The sequence below is a fragment of the Hydrogenovibrio marinus genome, assembly GCF_013340845.1.
GTDB classification, from domain to species: domain Bacteria; phylum Pseudomonadota; class Gammaproteobacteria; order Thiomicrospirales; family Thiomicrospiraceae; genus Hydrogenovibrio; species Hydrogenovibrio marinus.
On sequence record NZ_AP020335.1, the window covers coordinates 1,539,956 to 1,552,897 of the forward strand.

At 42.2% G+C, this 12,942-nt stretch carries 13 protein-coding genes and 1 other RNA gene; 6 read left to right on the forward strand and 8 right to left on the reverse strand.

All coding sequences use genetic code 11. The features are described 5' to 3' along the window. The gene (locus tag HVMH_RS07395; protein ID WP_029909425.1) at positions 1–918 is read left to right on the forward strand and encodes a sensor domain-containing diguanylate cyclase; all 918 of its coding nucleotides are present in this window, start codon (positions 1–3) and stop codon (positions 916–918) included. A gap of 93 nt (positions 919–1,011) precedes the next feature. Here HVMH_RS07395 and fur read toward each other — a convergent pair whose 3' ends face one another. Then, positions 1,012–1,416, reverse strand: a complete 405-nt coding sequence (fur, locus tag HVMH_RS07400) for a ferric iron uptake transcriptional regulator (RefSeq protein ID WP_029909427.1) — start codon at positions 1,414–1,416, stop codon at positions 1,012–1,014. A gap of 147 nt (positions 1,417–1,563) precedes the next feature. On the opposite strand from fur, the gene HVMH_RS07405 reads away from it, so the two are divergent. Next, entirely contained in the window at positions 1,564–1,872 is a 309-nt protein-coding gene (locus tag HVMH_RS07405) for an outer membrane protein assembly factor BamE (protein ID WP_232087745.1), read from the forward strand. Between the two features lie 16 nt (positions 1,873–1,888). On the opposite strand, the gene HVMH_RS07410 is transcribed toward HVMH_RS07405, so the two are convergent. Together HVMH_RS07410 and HVMH_RS07415 are read right to left on the reverse strand one after the other, a co-directional pair. Continuing rightward, positions 1,889–2,179: an RnfH family protein gene (locus tag HVMH_RS07410; protein ID WP_029909431.1), complete on the reverse strand. Its 291-nt coding sequence runs from the start codon at positions 2,177–2,179 to the stop codon at positions 1,889–1,891. Positions 2,180–2,197: 18 nt separating this feature from the next. Further along, complete coding sequence (locus tag HVMH_RS07415; protein WP_029909433.1) at positions 2,198–2,629, reverse strand: type II toxin-antitoxin system RatA family toxin; 432 nt, start codon at positions 2,627–2,629, stop codon at positions 2,198–2,200. Positions 2,630–2,664: 35 nt separating this feature from the next. Between HVMH_RS07415 and smpB the strand changes: the two genes are divergently transcribed. After that, positions 2,665–3,141 carry an SsrA-binding protein SmpB gene (smpB, locus tag HVMH_RS07420; protein WP_029909436.1) on the forward strand — a complete coding sequence of 159 codons (477 nt, stop codon included), beginning with the start codon at positions 2,665–2,667 and terminating at the stop codon, positions 3,139–3,141. Between the two features lie 152 nt (positions 3,142–3,293). Further along, positions 3,294–3,649: a transfer-messenger RNA gene (ssrA, locus tag HVMH_RS07425) on the forward strand. A 221-nt stretch (positions 3,650–3,870) separates the two neighbouring features. Here the strand turns inward: ssrA and HVMH_RS07430 are convergent. Further along, complete coding sequence (locus tag HVMH_RS07430) at positions 3,871–5,061, reverse strand: hypothetical protein (protein ID WP_029909437.1); 1,191 nt, start codon at positions 5,059–5,061, stop codon at positions 3,871–3,873. Between the two features lie 147 nt (positions 5,062–5,208). Continuing rightward, positions 5,209–5,778: a Spy/CpxP family protein refolding chaperone gene (locus HVMH_RS07435; RefSeq protein ID WP_051622989.1), complete on the reverse strand. Its 570-nt coding sequence runs from the start codon at positions 5,776–5,778 to the stop codon at positions 5,209–5,211. Positions 5,779–6,109: 331 nt separating this feature from the next. On the opposite strand from HVMH_RS07435, the gene HVMH_RS07440 reads away from it, so the two are divergent. Together HVMH_RS07440 and HVMH_RS07445 are read left to right on the forward strand one after the other, a co-directional pair. After that, entirely contained in the window at positions 6,110–6,346 is a 237-nt protein-coding gene (locus HVMH_RS07440) for an SHOCT domain-containing protein (protein WP_029909441.1), read from the forward strand. A 91-nt stretch (positions 6,347–6,437) separates the two neighbouring features. Further along, the gene (locus HVMH_RS07445) at positions 6,438–8,465 is read left to right on the forward strand and encodes a copper-translocating P-type ATPase (RefSeq protein ID WP_081822690.1); all 2,028 of its coding nucleotides are present in this window, start codon (positions 6,438–6,440) and stop codon (positions 8,463–8,465) included. Positions 8,466–9,048: 583 nt separating this feature from the next. Here HVMH_RS07445 and eat read toward each other — a convergent pair. Genes eat through HVMH_RS07460 form a run of 3 tightly spaced genes read right to left on the reverse strand, consistent with a single transcriptional unit; the run spans position 9,049 to position 12,691 of the window. Beyond that, a complete protein-coding gene (gene eat, locus HVMH_RS07450; RefSeq protein WP_029909445.1) occupies positions 9,049–10,470 on the reverse strand; it encodes an ethanolamine permease in 1,422 nt (473 codons plus the stop codon). A 20-nt stretch (positions 10,471–10,490) separates the two neighbouring features. Further along, positions 10,491–11,363, reverse strand: coding sequence for an ethanolamine ammonia-lyase subunit EutC (eutC, locus tag HVMH_RS07455; protein ID WP_029909448.1), 873 nt, complete (start codon positions 11,361–11,363; stop codon positions 10,491–10,493). Beyond that, positions 11,360–12,691, reverse strand: coding sequence for an ethanolamine ammonia-lyase subunit EutB (locus tag HVMH_RS07460; protein ID WP_232087746.1), 1,332 nt, complete (start codon positions 12,689–12,691; stop codon positions 11,360–11,362). The genes eutC and HVMH_RS07460 overlap by 4 nt, the downstream gene beginning before the upstream one ends. Positions 12,692–12,942 lie beyond the last annotated feature (251 nt).

A 12,942-nucleotide genomic window follows, 5' to 3' on the forward strand; every position in this document is an offset into this window, starting at 1 on the left:
ATGTCTGAACAATTTGATCGAATTCATTCGCACATTGAAGCCATTGCCAATGCTATGCCTGACCCCATTTTTGTTATGGGACAAGACGGCACCTATTTGGATGTCATTGGTGGAAGTGACAGATCGCTTTATGCAGACGGTCATCCTTTAATCGGCAAAAAATATCATGATGTTCTACCGGAAAAAATGGCTGACCGTTTTTTGAAAATCGTTAGAAAATCAATTGCCAGTAATACGCTACAAGAAATTGAGTACCAATTGGCAGATGATGAAGTCAACGGAATCGAATCAGAACGTGCGAACGAAGGACAATGGTACGAAGCTCGCGTTTACCCGCTAAACTCTGACGTTTACGACCAACCTGCTGTAATCTGGCTAGCTATCAACATCACTAGTCGCAAGCATATGGAAGAGCAAATTGAGCATTTGTCTTCCAACGACCCATTAACAGAACTTTTCAATCGCGACTATTTCCTGGGAATTGTTGACGAAGAAGTCAATAAAGCACGCTTAAACAACCGCCCGCTTTCCATGGCAAAAATCAACTTGGACTGCTTCAAACGCATTACCGATGCCTTCGGACATGAAATGGGAGATAAGGCGATTTTGATTGCCGCTCATGCCATTAAAAATGTCGTGGGAGACTTGGGTTATATCGGCCGTTTAAGCTGTGATCAGTTTATGTTTGTTCTGCCGGACGTTAAGTCTGTTGATGCCTTCCGCATCACCAAACTTGCACAAGAAACGATTTCCGCACAGAAAATCAAACTGGATGACGGTGAAACCACCTGCCTAACCAGTCATGCAGGAGTCACTGAAATGCGCCTAGAAACAGAAAACAGCCAAGACCTGTTCAAACGCGTTAACAAAGCGATTAAAGCCCTAGAAGGTACACGAGAAATCACCAAAGTGATGTAATCGTCACGGCCTTTGTAAACACCAACAAAAAAGCCCCGCTTTGTCTAGACAAAGCGGGGCTTTTTTGTTGAAACTTAAAAACTTGAAAATCTATCAGTGTTTTAAAGTTCCATAAATCACTAAAGAGTGGCTTGCCAATTCATAACCTTTTTCTTTCGCAATTTCTTGAATACGTTCTTCAATGATTGGGTCAACAAACTCTTTTACCCTACCGCTTTTGATGCACACTAAGTGGTCGTGGTTATCACCCGTATCCAATTCAAATACTGAAATATTGTTCTCAAAGTTCAAACGTCGAACAATACCGGCCTGCTCAAATTGCGTCAACACACGGTAAACCGTTGCCAAACCAACTTCTTCACCCTGTTCGATCAATATTTTGTAAACGTCTTCAGCAGTTAAGTGGTGCTCTTCACTTTGTGTTTCCAAAATCTCTAGCACCTTCAAGCGAGGAAGCGTTACTTTTAACCCAACTTTTTTTAACTCTGCACTACTCATAAGACGAATCTACCCTAATCATATTTAATTCACTTATTAAAGCGGTATAATAAACCAAATTTACTTTTAAGATAACCAAAGATGCGAACCATTTGCAAAAAAAGCCTTTTTAAGCCCCTACTGCGCACAGCAGTGCTAGCTTTCGTGATGACAACGCTATTAAGTGGATGCTCATTTTTCAAGCCCTATAAAGCCGCCATTACCCAAGGCACGGTCATCAATCAAGAAGCCGTTAGCTTATTACAGCCTGGCTTAACGATGGGGCAAGTCCAGCAGTTACTGGGACCACCACTTGGGCAAGACCCTTATAATCCAAGACATTGGGAATACGTTTTCTATACTACCGACAAATCATTCCATCCTGATGCGGTAAGACATCTAATCGTCAATTTCGACCACGATGCCTATTTAGAAAACTGGAAAATCGTCAAAAAATCCGAAAAAGATAAAGGCTGATTTTCAAACCTTTTCTTCAGGAGCGAGTCTTTGACTCGCTTCTTTCCTCTTGCACTTTCTGTCTACGTCTATCTCTTGGGTCAGCTTTGAGCGGACGGTAAACCTCGATTCGATCCCCATCTTTCAGCACTGTATCCAACGTCACCAATTGTGCAAAAATCCCGACCTTATCAAAAGATAAATCCGGCACCTCTTTCAATAACTTAGATTGTTTTAACGCTTGCTCAACCGTAGCACCCTCTTCAACTTCTTGCTCAAAAAGGTACTGTTTATCCGGCAATGCATAAGTAACTTCAATTTTTATCATTTGTATCTGTAACTCTTCTTAGCCGTAAACCTGCTTAGCACGCTCACAAAACGACTGAACCATAGTCGATGCAATCTGTTCAAAAACCGCCCCAAGTGCAGCCTTAAGCAAAGGATGACTTACTTCAAACACCAATTCAAAAGAAATCTTGCACGCTCGTTCATCCAAAACCTTGAACTCCCATTTCCCGGATAAATGACTGAATGGGCCTTCAACAAGCTGCATTTTGATCAGCTCACCAGGTGTCAGCTCATTTCTGGTCACAAAAGTTTGTTTCAGCCTCGCCTTGGCGATGGTCACGCTGGCAAGCATAGAAGCTTCAGTAGACTCCAAGACTTCGGCCCCGCCACACCAAGGAAGAAACTCAGGATAGGAGGCAACGTCATTGACGATATTGTAGACCTCTAAAGCGGCATACGGCAGTAATGCCGATCGAGTAATTTTTTTCATTTTTGAAGAACGAGATTCGCTATAATTTGCAGATTATGGCAAAAAAGCAGAAGCAAAACAATTCCAACTCCATTACCGTCAACAAAAAGGCGCGTTTTGAATACTTCATTGAAGAAGAATACGAAGCCGGTTTGGCACTGGAAGGTTGGGAAGTCAAAAGTTTGAGACAAGGTAAAGTCCAAATTAACGAAAGCTACATTCTACTAAAGAATAACGAGGCTTGGTTGTTTGGTGCGTTAATTACACCACTTATCACCGCTTCTACTCACAACACCGCAGACCCACTTCGCTTGCGAAAGCTATTGATGCACCGCAGAGAGATTGACCGGTTGATGGGGCTTATCGACCAAAAAGGCTACACGCTGATTCCCCTCAATTTGCATTGGTCCAAAGGGAAAATAAAAATTTCCATCGGACTGGCAAAAGGTAAGAAACTTCACGACAAGCGTGCAACTGAAAAAGAACGCGACTGGAATAGAGAAAAACAACGCCTCTTGAAAGTTAGTATTTAATCCCTATATAGCTTCTGAAAGAAACTTAAACTCAAAAGCACTTACATCTACAGCCTAAGTGCTATAATAACGACAAATTTTAAACGCTTCTGTTTGGTTCGGTTACCCCCAACCTGGCAGATTTTCACGGCGATTTAAGTGATACCGAATTCGGGGATGCACTGGTTTCGACGGGGAGTACGAAGTTTAAAATGCATGCCGTGCCTGAATGATGCACGTTAATCTTAGTTCAATTTGTTATAGTTGCAAACGACGATAACTACGCTCTAGCTGCTTAATCCAGCTAGTGCAGCCTAGACCAGTTGTTCGTGGCCTCTAGCGCTGTATCGACTTACGCGAAACCGCTGTTAGCATGTGTTTGGATGTTGGCAGTTAAACTTTACAAACTCGCTTGACGTGATCCCTGCTGGTCGGGCAGCGTTCAGGTTAAATTAGTAGACCAAATAAGCATGTAGAGTTTTAGATGGAGGCTTTACGGACGGCGGTTCGACTCCGCCCATCTCCACCAATATACATTACTGGTCAACTTCCAGTAATTTCATAAAAGCCCTTGAACGGGCTTTTTTCTTATCTATACATCCCATAATTCAACAAGACATAGAATTAAGTGGCATAAAAACTGTCATTTAAATGTGTTTGCGCCACTTATTAACAGTATCCATTGGATACTTGAAATACCTAATCAAAAGAAGCCAATATTTTCATTGCCTTGCAAATAGAAGATGGAAATTACAGTGCTACTTGGAATTGCAACGTGAAACGATTGTCTTTTATTTGGCCTGCAGGCACGCTAGTGTCTTCACTGTACTCAATGGTTCCTTTTGCATTTTCCATCGGGTAGTAGCTTAAGCCAGCAATTACTGATTCAGTTTTTTGTGTACCATTGTTTTGTTCCGAAGACTGATAGCGCAGCAAAGGCACCCAATGTCTATTGCTTGAAAAATAGACTGCTTGAACGTAGTCATCTACGTTGCTTTCTTTTGCTTTCGACGTAGCATATTGATCGTGAGCTCTCATATAGACACCGGTTAATCTCACTTGAAGAATATCTGCCTGAGTATCAAAACCGAAGCGGTCAAAGTTACGAGCTTGACTTGATTTATTATTCGTTGAAGAGATTTCACTACGGCCGGATACTCCAAAGGTTCCTACCATCAAGCGAGGTGTAATGTCTAAAGCGAGTCTTCCAAGATAAACTGTCGAATCTTGCCCTGTTTTATCCTCAGTTAAACCACCGACTGTTGCGTCATAAAACAAACGTCGAGCAAGCCGACCAAATATCGAAAACTGCTGACGCGGATGTCTTAATTGACCATCTACCCCACTGAAACTTGATTCCAAAACATTGTAGTTGCTTACGGATAAGCGGCGCATGTTTGACAAAGTGTCATAGGGATCGGAAAAAAAACTAGGGGCGTAAGCTGCCTCTAGATGAAGGTGCGGGTTAATCGTATAACCTAAAGAAGTCGCTTCGGTAGTTAGACCAAATCCATCTTCCCCTTCAGCTTCAATATCAATATAGGTAAAGACTTTGTTGAAATTTCCACCAGCCAATAGTTCCACTTCATGAATGGCTCGGATTTCTTTTTTTCCGCTTTTTTTCTTGTCATAGGGTCTTGAAGTTATCGCTGCTGCAATGGGGAACTGCTTCATCATGCTTTCAAATTGTGATTCGTTGGCCATTTTATTCATACCAAAGCCTCGACCACGCATCATATTATTAAATGAATACCCATTCATTTTATACAGTCTACCTGTCGCATTCAGCGCTGGGTAAGCCGTATGACATTCTTCACAAGTCTCATGCTCCATACGGGCAAAAGCAGGCGTCGCATTAGCAACACTTGGTAAATAAAGAACAGTGACAACTACGAGTTCAATAAAAAATAGCGGGAAGGATAGTATGCTTCTAAATATCATATGTATCTCCTCAATAAAACTATTGAACGAACCTGATATTATTCAATTTAGACTCAAGCTGTGCTAGGTTCTTGGAACATAGCTTGGGAACTTGAAAATTAGAATAAAAAAGTAGTCCAAAAAATATCTGAACTACTTTTTTTGATGCTAATACCCCATCATCATGCCTCGGTAAGCATTGCGTAACTTTTCTTTTTGCTCTTTGGTAAGTATCGATTGCATTTTTTCACGCATTTTAGAGTGGAGCATAAAGGCCTGCTTTCTAACAGCGGCCATTTCATCATAGGCTTTGCTGATAGCTTTTTGATCATGAGAACGCATGGCTTTGAACATATCATTTCTGGCTTTCCACATTTCGTTCATCATAGGAGTCATTTGGGCCATTTGTTCAGAACGAATCTTTTGCATTTGGTTGATTTGTTTATCGCTCAGATTAATTACACCCATGCCGCCATAACCACCCATCATGCCCATACCGCCGTAGCCGCCCATCATTCCCATACCGCCGTAACCGCCCATCATGCCAGGGCTACCATAACCCCCCATCATGCCAGGACCATAGCCATTTTGCATGTGATATCCAGGACCATATCCACCACCCCCCATCATGCCGTAACCATTCCCCATCATCGGGGTATAGTCATCATCAGCTTGTGCTTGGGAAAATGGAATAATTAGAGTTGCCGATAGTAATAATGCTTTCAAAGATGTTTTCATTTTGTAATGCCTCTTAAATCTTTTAAAAAATTAGATATAAAAACAACCTACCTCGCTGACTAACCTCCTGTTGCCGCGGTGTTTCAATAAAAACTAAAGCATGCATAACGTTACGGGAGAGAAACATTTCTGTGAATGCTTTCGCAACGTTACATGTTGATTTTGAACTTATTTTTTTTAATGTCAAATAAATTCACACTATTCGCGACATAGTTTTGAATTAAGACTATTGCCATTATTCATTACTAATATGACTTTGATTTTTACAAAAAAAGAGTAACCTTTAAAAAGAAAACAATGTGCAATGAACTGTATCTTGTAAGGGGGACATATGAACTGGGACTTTATGAATATGCATGGATATTATGGGGGGGGGTTCATGTGGTTGTGGTTTTTAGTAATCATTTTGATACTGGCATTCATTCTAGTGCCAATGTTTAGAAATAATAATTCAACACCTAACCCTCCTAAAGAAAGTGCGATGGAAATATTAGAAAAACGATTCGCGCGGGGAGAAATTAGTGCTGAAGAATATAAAAATATGAAACAAACCCTGGAAAGCAATTAATTTTTAGACCTTAAGCTTTAAAAATTAACTGAATACTTAACTCGATGAAATGTAGCGGCCTGCTACGCTCATACGTTAGAGGGAGTTGAACATGGATGTAAAACACACCACTCATCATTCTCATGCTGCAATGAAAGAAAAAGACGGCATGCATCAACATCATCATCACAACCACCATCAACACATGATAGAAGACTTCAGGCAACGGTTTTGGGTATCCATGATACTAACAATTCCTATTTTATTTTTGTCCCCAATGCTTCAAACACTTTTCGGGTTCGAAAAATCTCTCAGTTTTAATGGTGACAAATATTGGTTACTTGTTTTTTCAACCATCATTTTCATATATGGAGGAACACCTTTCTTAAAAGGACTTTGGAGCGAATTAAGCAACAAAACACCAGGAATGATGACCCTCATCGCAGTTGCGATTAGTACGGCCTTTTTTTATAGTGCAGTTGTGGTATTAGGCTTACCTGGTAAGGTATTTTTCTGGGAATTAGCCACTCTGATTGATTTAATGTTACTGGGTCATTGGATAGAGATGAAGTCTGTTGTAGGTGCATCTCAGGCTCTCCAAAAACTTGCGGCTTTAATGCCAACTACGGCCCATAAAATATCTGAAGGAAACAACTTAATTGAAGTTAACCTTGAAGATTTAAAGCCTGGCGATAAAGTCCTTGTTAAACCCGGTGAAAAAATACCTTCAGATGGCGTTGTGCTTGAAGGGGAAAGCTCTGTAAATCAAGCTATGTTAACAGGAGAAAGCAACCCCATTTCAAAACAGACAAGTGACCCTGTTATTGGTGGCACAGTCAATGGTGAAGGCTCTTTAACGATAAAGGTAGAAAAAACTGGAAAAGACTCCTTCTTATCTCAAGTAATACTGCTGGTAGAAAAAGCTCAAGAAAGTAAGTCTAAAACTCAGAACTTGGCCAATCGTGCTGCTGTCTGGCTAACGATTGTCGCTTTATCAGGCGGCGCAATAACCTTCTTTGCCTGGTCAGTAATTCTATCGCATGACATTGCTTTTTCCTTAGAAAGGACTGTAACGGTAATGGTCATTACCTGCCCTCATGCCTTAGGTCTAGCCATTCCTCTGGTGGTTGCTGTTTCTACAGCACTCGCCGCCCGTAATGGCTTAATGATTAGAAATCGTACCGCTTTTGAAATGGCAAGAAACCTTCAAGCAATCGTATTTGATAAGACAGGCACTTTGACAAAAGGTGAATTTGGCATCACCGATGTTGTTTGTTTAGAGGGTTCGTTAAACGAAAAAAATTTATTGATGCTTGCTTCATCTATTGAACAACACTCAGAGCACCCTATAGCAAAAGCAATCGCTAAAGCTTCCACTGAATTTTTTAAAGTGGATAACTTTAAATCAATTCCGGGAAAAGGTGCTGAGGGCACTATCGAACAAAAGCATGTTCAAGTAGTCAGTCCGGGCTATCTAAGTGACAACAATATTACCTTTCAGTCAAAGCAAATTGAACAGGCTTTTGAATCAGGAAAAACCGTCATATTTGTTTTAACTGATGGAGAGCTCAAAGGTGCTATTGCATTAGCAGATATGGTTCGAGAGGAGTCCATTCAAAGCATCAAGCAACTACAAGCGATGGGAATTCAATGCATGATGCTAACAGGCGATAACCATCAAGTTGCCAAGGCTGTCTCGGATGAAATTGGTTTGGACGATTATTTTGCTGAAGTTCTACCGCAAGAAAAAGCCAAAAAGATACAAGAGATTCAAGCTAGAGGACTTCTGGTCGGAATGGTTGGAGATGGTGTAAATGATGCCCCGGCTTTAGTTCAAGCAGATGTTGGGATAGCTATCGGAGCAGGAACGGAAGTCGCTATTGAGTCTGCTGATATTATTTTGGTTCACAACGATCCTAGAGATGTGGTGGCAACTATTGAACTTGCAAAGAAAACCTATAGGAAAATGATTCAGAATCTTTGGTGGGCTGCTGGTTATAACATTATTGCTATGCCTTTAGCTGCGGGCGTGTTATTCAATGTCGGTATATTATTGAGTCCTGCAGCGGGCGCAGTATTGATGTCGTTAAGTACAGTTGTAGTCGCAATCAATGCCAAGCTCCTGAAGTACGAAAAATAAACACTTTAGAGGGCGTATGAAACTCTGCCAAGAATATGCGCACTAATTAGCAACAAAGCGACTCACAGAAATCACTGTATCCCTGTTCGTCGCTTTTTTACGCTGGTTAGTTTAAGCGTTAACTAGAAGTTCGACCATTCATCCTTACCTGATTTACTTTCTGAAGGAAATTGCAAAGGTTTATCACGGCTTTTCTCTGCAACTTTCTTGACTACTTTTTGAGTATCCCTATTTCCTGAGTCACCAATCCTAGCCACTTTAGCGGGGTTGCTAACTTTGCCTGTAACAAAGAATGCCATATCTTTTTTTCAACATAGCCGCTTGTTCACTCATACTTTCAGTCGCGACTGAAGTTTGCTCTACAAGCGCTGCATTTTGCTATGTAACCTGATCGATCTCTGCAATAGGTTTATGAACTTGCTGAATTCCTTCTGCCTGCTCATGTGAAGTATGTGCAATTTCTTGGACCATAGAGGTAACTTTCTCTACTGAGTCTGTAATCAAGTGTAGAAAAGGCCAAAGACTACTAGTAAAAAAAGCCCTGTAGAAAAACAGGGCGAGGTATGGAACTTAAGAATGAAAGTTAAGCGACTTCCGCATACTCCCCTAACTCATCCTGAGCTTTAGAAAGCATGTCGAACTCTTCTTCGGCAGATTTCGCTACCAAGTGGTTTTTGCTATACGCAAAGTAGTAGATTGCTCCTAGAACGAACAACAACATAGTGTAGTTAAATGCACGTGGATCAAATGCATATACTCCAGTCAGAGCAACCAAAGACAGCACTAACGCAATACCAGAAGTAAATACACCACCAGGCGTTTTATATGGACGCTCCAAGTCAGGCTGTTTGATACGAAGCATGATGTGACTCAATGCCATTAATGCATACGAGACTGTTGCTCCAACTACCGCCATTGCCAACATCAAATCCCCTTCACCACTTAACGAGGCGATGAATCCAAGTACACCAGGAACAATCAATGCTCTTGATGGAATTTTACGATCGTTAGTGATAGAAAGCGATTTCGGCAAATAACCGGCACGAGACAATGCAAATACCAAACGGCTATAACCGTAAATAATTGAGAAGAAAGATGCGATCAGCCCCACTAATGCCAACACATTTACCATAGTTGCAAGGCTTGCATTACCATGTGCATTCAATGCATCGACCAAAGGTACGCCACTTTCACTAATCATTTTCGCACCGGCAGCACCCGCTAACAAAAAGACAACCAAGACAGCGGTAACCAACAAGAACAACATCGCAGCGATAATGCCTTTTGGAACATCTTTTTCAGGTTCTTTAGCTTCTTCTGCTGCTAGAGGAACCCCTTCAATTGCTAGGAACAACCACATTGCAAAAGGCAAAGCCGCCCAGATACCGTACCATCCCATCGGCATAAAGCTGTTAGCCCCCAATGCCCCTTCCTTCACAGGAATGTCAAACAGGTTATTAACGTCAAAACCACTGATTAACGCAACGCCCGTCGCAATGATTGCTAGTGCCGCAAGCGCACTAATGACCATCATGATTTTTAAGGCTTCGCCAACCCCCATCAAATGGATACCAACAAACACGAGATAGAAGAGCGCATAGACCCAAATACCATCAAAGCCTATCAGCGCTTGAACCGCTGAGCCTATGAATATGACGATTGCCGCAGGCGCTAATGCATACTCAATGAGTACCGCAAGCCCTGTGAGATAACCGCCAGTTGTACCCATTGCCTGACGTGCAAAACTATACCCGCCACCTGCAGTTGGAATTGCTGCAGACATTTCCGCCAATGACAGTACCAACGTGAAGTACATGATTGCCATCAACACCGCAGCAATTGCAAAACCACCCCAGCCTGCTTGTGCCAGCCCGAAGTTCCAGCCGGCAAAGTCACCGGAAATAACATAAGAAACTCCCAAACCAGCTAACAAAAACCAGCCTGCTGTTCCTCTTTTCAACTGTCTCTTAGCGAGATAGTCGTGATCAGTTTGAGACGCACTCATAACTTTCCTCCAAATGAACGCTATTTATCTAACGTATTAACTAAAAAATTTCCGGTATCGGACGAATGTTCGATTACCTTTTCGTCACTTCGGTCTTTCAAGTTCACCCCTGATAACTTCAACCGTCGTGACTCTTGCAGTAAAAAAAGCGCCCGCTTTGCCGCTTCCTTGTAGTTCAGCCCTTCTGGGCGAATATTTGAGATGCAGTTTCTAAATGCATCGGTTAACCCAATATGTGGGTTCCAGGTTAAATACAACCCCAAACTATCCGGTGAACTTAACCCAGGTCGCTCGCCCACCAAAACCAGCACTGTTTTTGCATTGAAAAGCTCACCGATTTCATCACCGATAGCAACACGCCCCTGCTTCACAATAGTGATAGGCGCTAGCGTCCAATCTTGCTGTGTTTCATTTGCCATCAAGTCCAATAACGCTTGTAAGAACGGCAAAGTATTGGTTTCAATTGCTTTGGATGAAAGTCCGTCAACAACTGCAATCGCCAGGTCGCAAACCATGTCCTGATTGCCTGAGTAGTGCTCTTCTATATAGGTTTTTGAGTCCTTACTAAGCCTTCTACCCAAATCTGGACGTTGAAGATAAATAAACCGATCAGAGGCTCGGCTTTGAACAACTTCAACCGTTTTGGGGAGCAATGTACTTTCAAGTTGTTCTAGATCCTGCTGCAACTTATCAATATCCAAAGGCTGATGAACCGCATCTTTGGCTTGCGCATGAGATAATTGAAACTCCAGCAGTTCTTTAGTTGGGATACTGACGCCCGCGCGACCAAGCCCGATTCTCGCTTGCGTAAACTGTTGCAAAACCTTCCACGGGTTTTCAGTAGTGCCACCTCCACTGAGCGCTTGGCTGTTTGAAAAGCTGATCTTACTCATTGCAACAGCCCCTTGAGAGAACCTGAAAACTTTCTAGGGACTTCTGAAGACAACAGGTATTTATCGGTGTCTGTAAAAACTTCCATATCCTTAAGCCATTTCTGAAATTCTGGTGCAGGATCTAATCCAAGCACTCTACGAACGTAAAGCGCATCATGAAAAGAGGTGGTTTGATAATTGAGCATGATGTCATCAGAACCGGGAATACCCATCACAAATGAACAGCCAGCTACGCCTAACAGGGTTAGCAAGTTATCCATATCGTTCTGATCAGCTTCGGCATGATTGGTGTAACAAACATCACACCCCATCGGTAAACCTAACAGCTTTCCGCAGAAATGATCCTCCAGGCCTGCTCTTGTAATTTCTTTTCCATCAAACAAATACTCCGGACCTATAAACCCAACCACCGTATTGACCAGTAAGGGAGAAAACTTTCGCGCAACGGCATAAGCTCTTGCTTCACAAGTTTGTTGGTCAACACCATGATGGGCATTAGCTGAAAGTGAACTGCCTTGTCCAGTTTCAAAATACATGACATTCTGTCCCACTGTGCCTCTGTTGAGAGATAAAGCCGCTTGCTGAGCCTCTTCTAAAATATTCAGGTTAAACCCAAAGCTGCTATTGGTTGCTTCCGTGCCGCCAATTGATTGAAATACCAAATCGACTGGTGCGCCCTTTTCAATCGCTTCCATGGTGTTGGTTACATGGGTTAAAACACAAGATTGTGTGGGTATCTGGTAAGACTGAATAACTTCATCCATCAGCTTCATCAAACGCGTTGCCTGAGCAACATTATCGGTTGCTGGGTTGATACCAATCACCGCATCCCCATTTCCATAAAGCAAACCATCAAAAATACTGGCAGCAATTCCGTTTAAGTCATCAGTTGGATGATTGGGTTGTAACCTGGTTGACATACGGCCAGGCAAACCAATGGTGCTACGGAACCCGGTTGTAACATGGCACTTATGCGCCACCATGATTAAATCTTGGTTACGCATAATCTTGCTGACGGCTGCGGCCATTTCGGGTGTAATACCCGGACGAATCTGCTCCAAAACTTCAGGCGTCACCGCATCGCTCAATAACCAGTTCCTGAAATCCCCTACCGTCAAATGCGAGATTAATGAAAACGCTTCAGCATCATGCTCATCCATAATCAGTCGCGTGACTTCGTCTATTTCATAGGGAACAAGAGCTTCGTTCAAAAAAGTCTTAAGTGGCAGGTCCGCCAATGCCATTTGTGCAACTGAACGCTCCACTGCAGAGCTCGCAATAACGCCAGCAAGTCTGTCACCCGAACGAGCTGGTGTTGCTTTGGCCATAAGGTCTGTTAAGTTTTTAAAATGATATGTCTGCTGACCTAACACATATTTGTAAGCAGTGCTCATTGATTACCACACCCCTCCTTTGAATGCTTCTTGTTATCAGTTAGGAATAAAGATTGCTTATTCAGTTGTTAAGAGAAACAGCCAGAAGCGTTCCCCGAGACTATCAAGTTTTGGCAAACTTAAAAAAGACGTTAAATATCAATTATTTAAAATGGATTTTTAACGATATTTGATTTGTAGGATTT

What these genes read in the sequence shown, in the direction of transcription:
- HVMH_RS07410 (WP_029909431.1), bottom strand. Translation starts at nt 2,179, where the DNA reads ATGATAAAAATTGAAGTTACTTATGCATTGCCGGATAAACAGTACCTT.
- HVMH_RS07405 (WP_232087745.1), top strand. Translation starts at nt 1,564, where the DNA reads ATGACAACGCTATTAAGTGGATGCTCATTTTTCAAGCCCTATAAAGCC.
- HVMH_RS07395 (WP_029909425.1), top strand. Translation starts at nt 1, where the DNA reads ATGTCTGAACAATTTGATCGAATTCATTCGCACATTGAAGCCATTGCC.
- eutC (WP_029909448.1), bottom strand. Translation starts at nt 11,363, where the DNA reads ATGAGTAAGATCAGCTTTTCAAACAGCCAAGCGCTCAGTGGAGGTGGC.
- HVMH_RS07430 (WP_029909437.1), bottom strand. Translation starts at nt 5,061, where the DNA reads ATGATATTTAGAAGCATACTATCCTTCCCGCTATTTTTTATTGAACTC.
- smpB (WP_029909436.1), top strand. Translation starts at nt 2,665, where the DNA reads ATGGCAAAAAAGCAGAAGCAAAACAATTCCAACTCCATTACCGTCAAC.
- HVMH_RS07440 (WP_029909441.1), top strand. Translation starts at nt 6,110, where the DNA reads ATGAACTGGGACTTTATGAATATGCATGGATATTATGGGGGGGGGTTC.
- HVMH_RS07460 (WP_232087746.1), bottom strand. Translation starts at nt 12,691, where the DNA reads ATGGCCAAAGCAACACCAGCTCGTTCGGGTGACAGACTTGCTGGCGTT.
- fur (WP_029909427.1), bottom strand. Translation starts at nt 1,416, where the DNA reads ATGAGTAGTGCAGAGTTAAAAAAAGTTGGGTTAAAAGTAACGCTTCCT.
- HVMH_RS07415 (WP_029909433.1), bottom strand. Translation starts at nt 2,629, where the DNA reads ATGAAAAAAATTACTCGATCGGCATTACTGCCGTATGCCGCTTTAGAG.
- HVMH_RS07445 (WP_081822690.1), top strand. Translation starts at nt 6,438, where the DNA reads ATGGATGTAAAACACACCACTCATCATTCTCATGCTGCAATGAAAGAA.
- eat (WP_029909445.1), bottom strand. Translation starts at nt 10,470, where the DNA reads ATGAGTGCGTCTCAAACTGATCACGACTATCTCGCTAAGAGACAGTTG.
- HVMH_RS07435 (WP_051622989.1), bottom strand. Translation starts at nt 5,778, where the DNA reads ATGAAAACATCTTTGAAAGCATTATTACTATCGGCAACTCTAATTATT.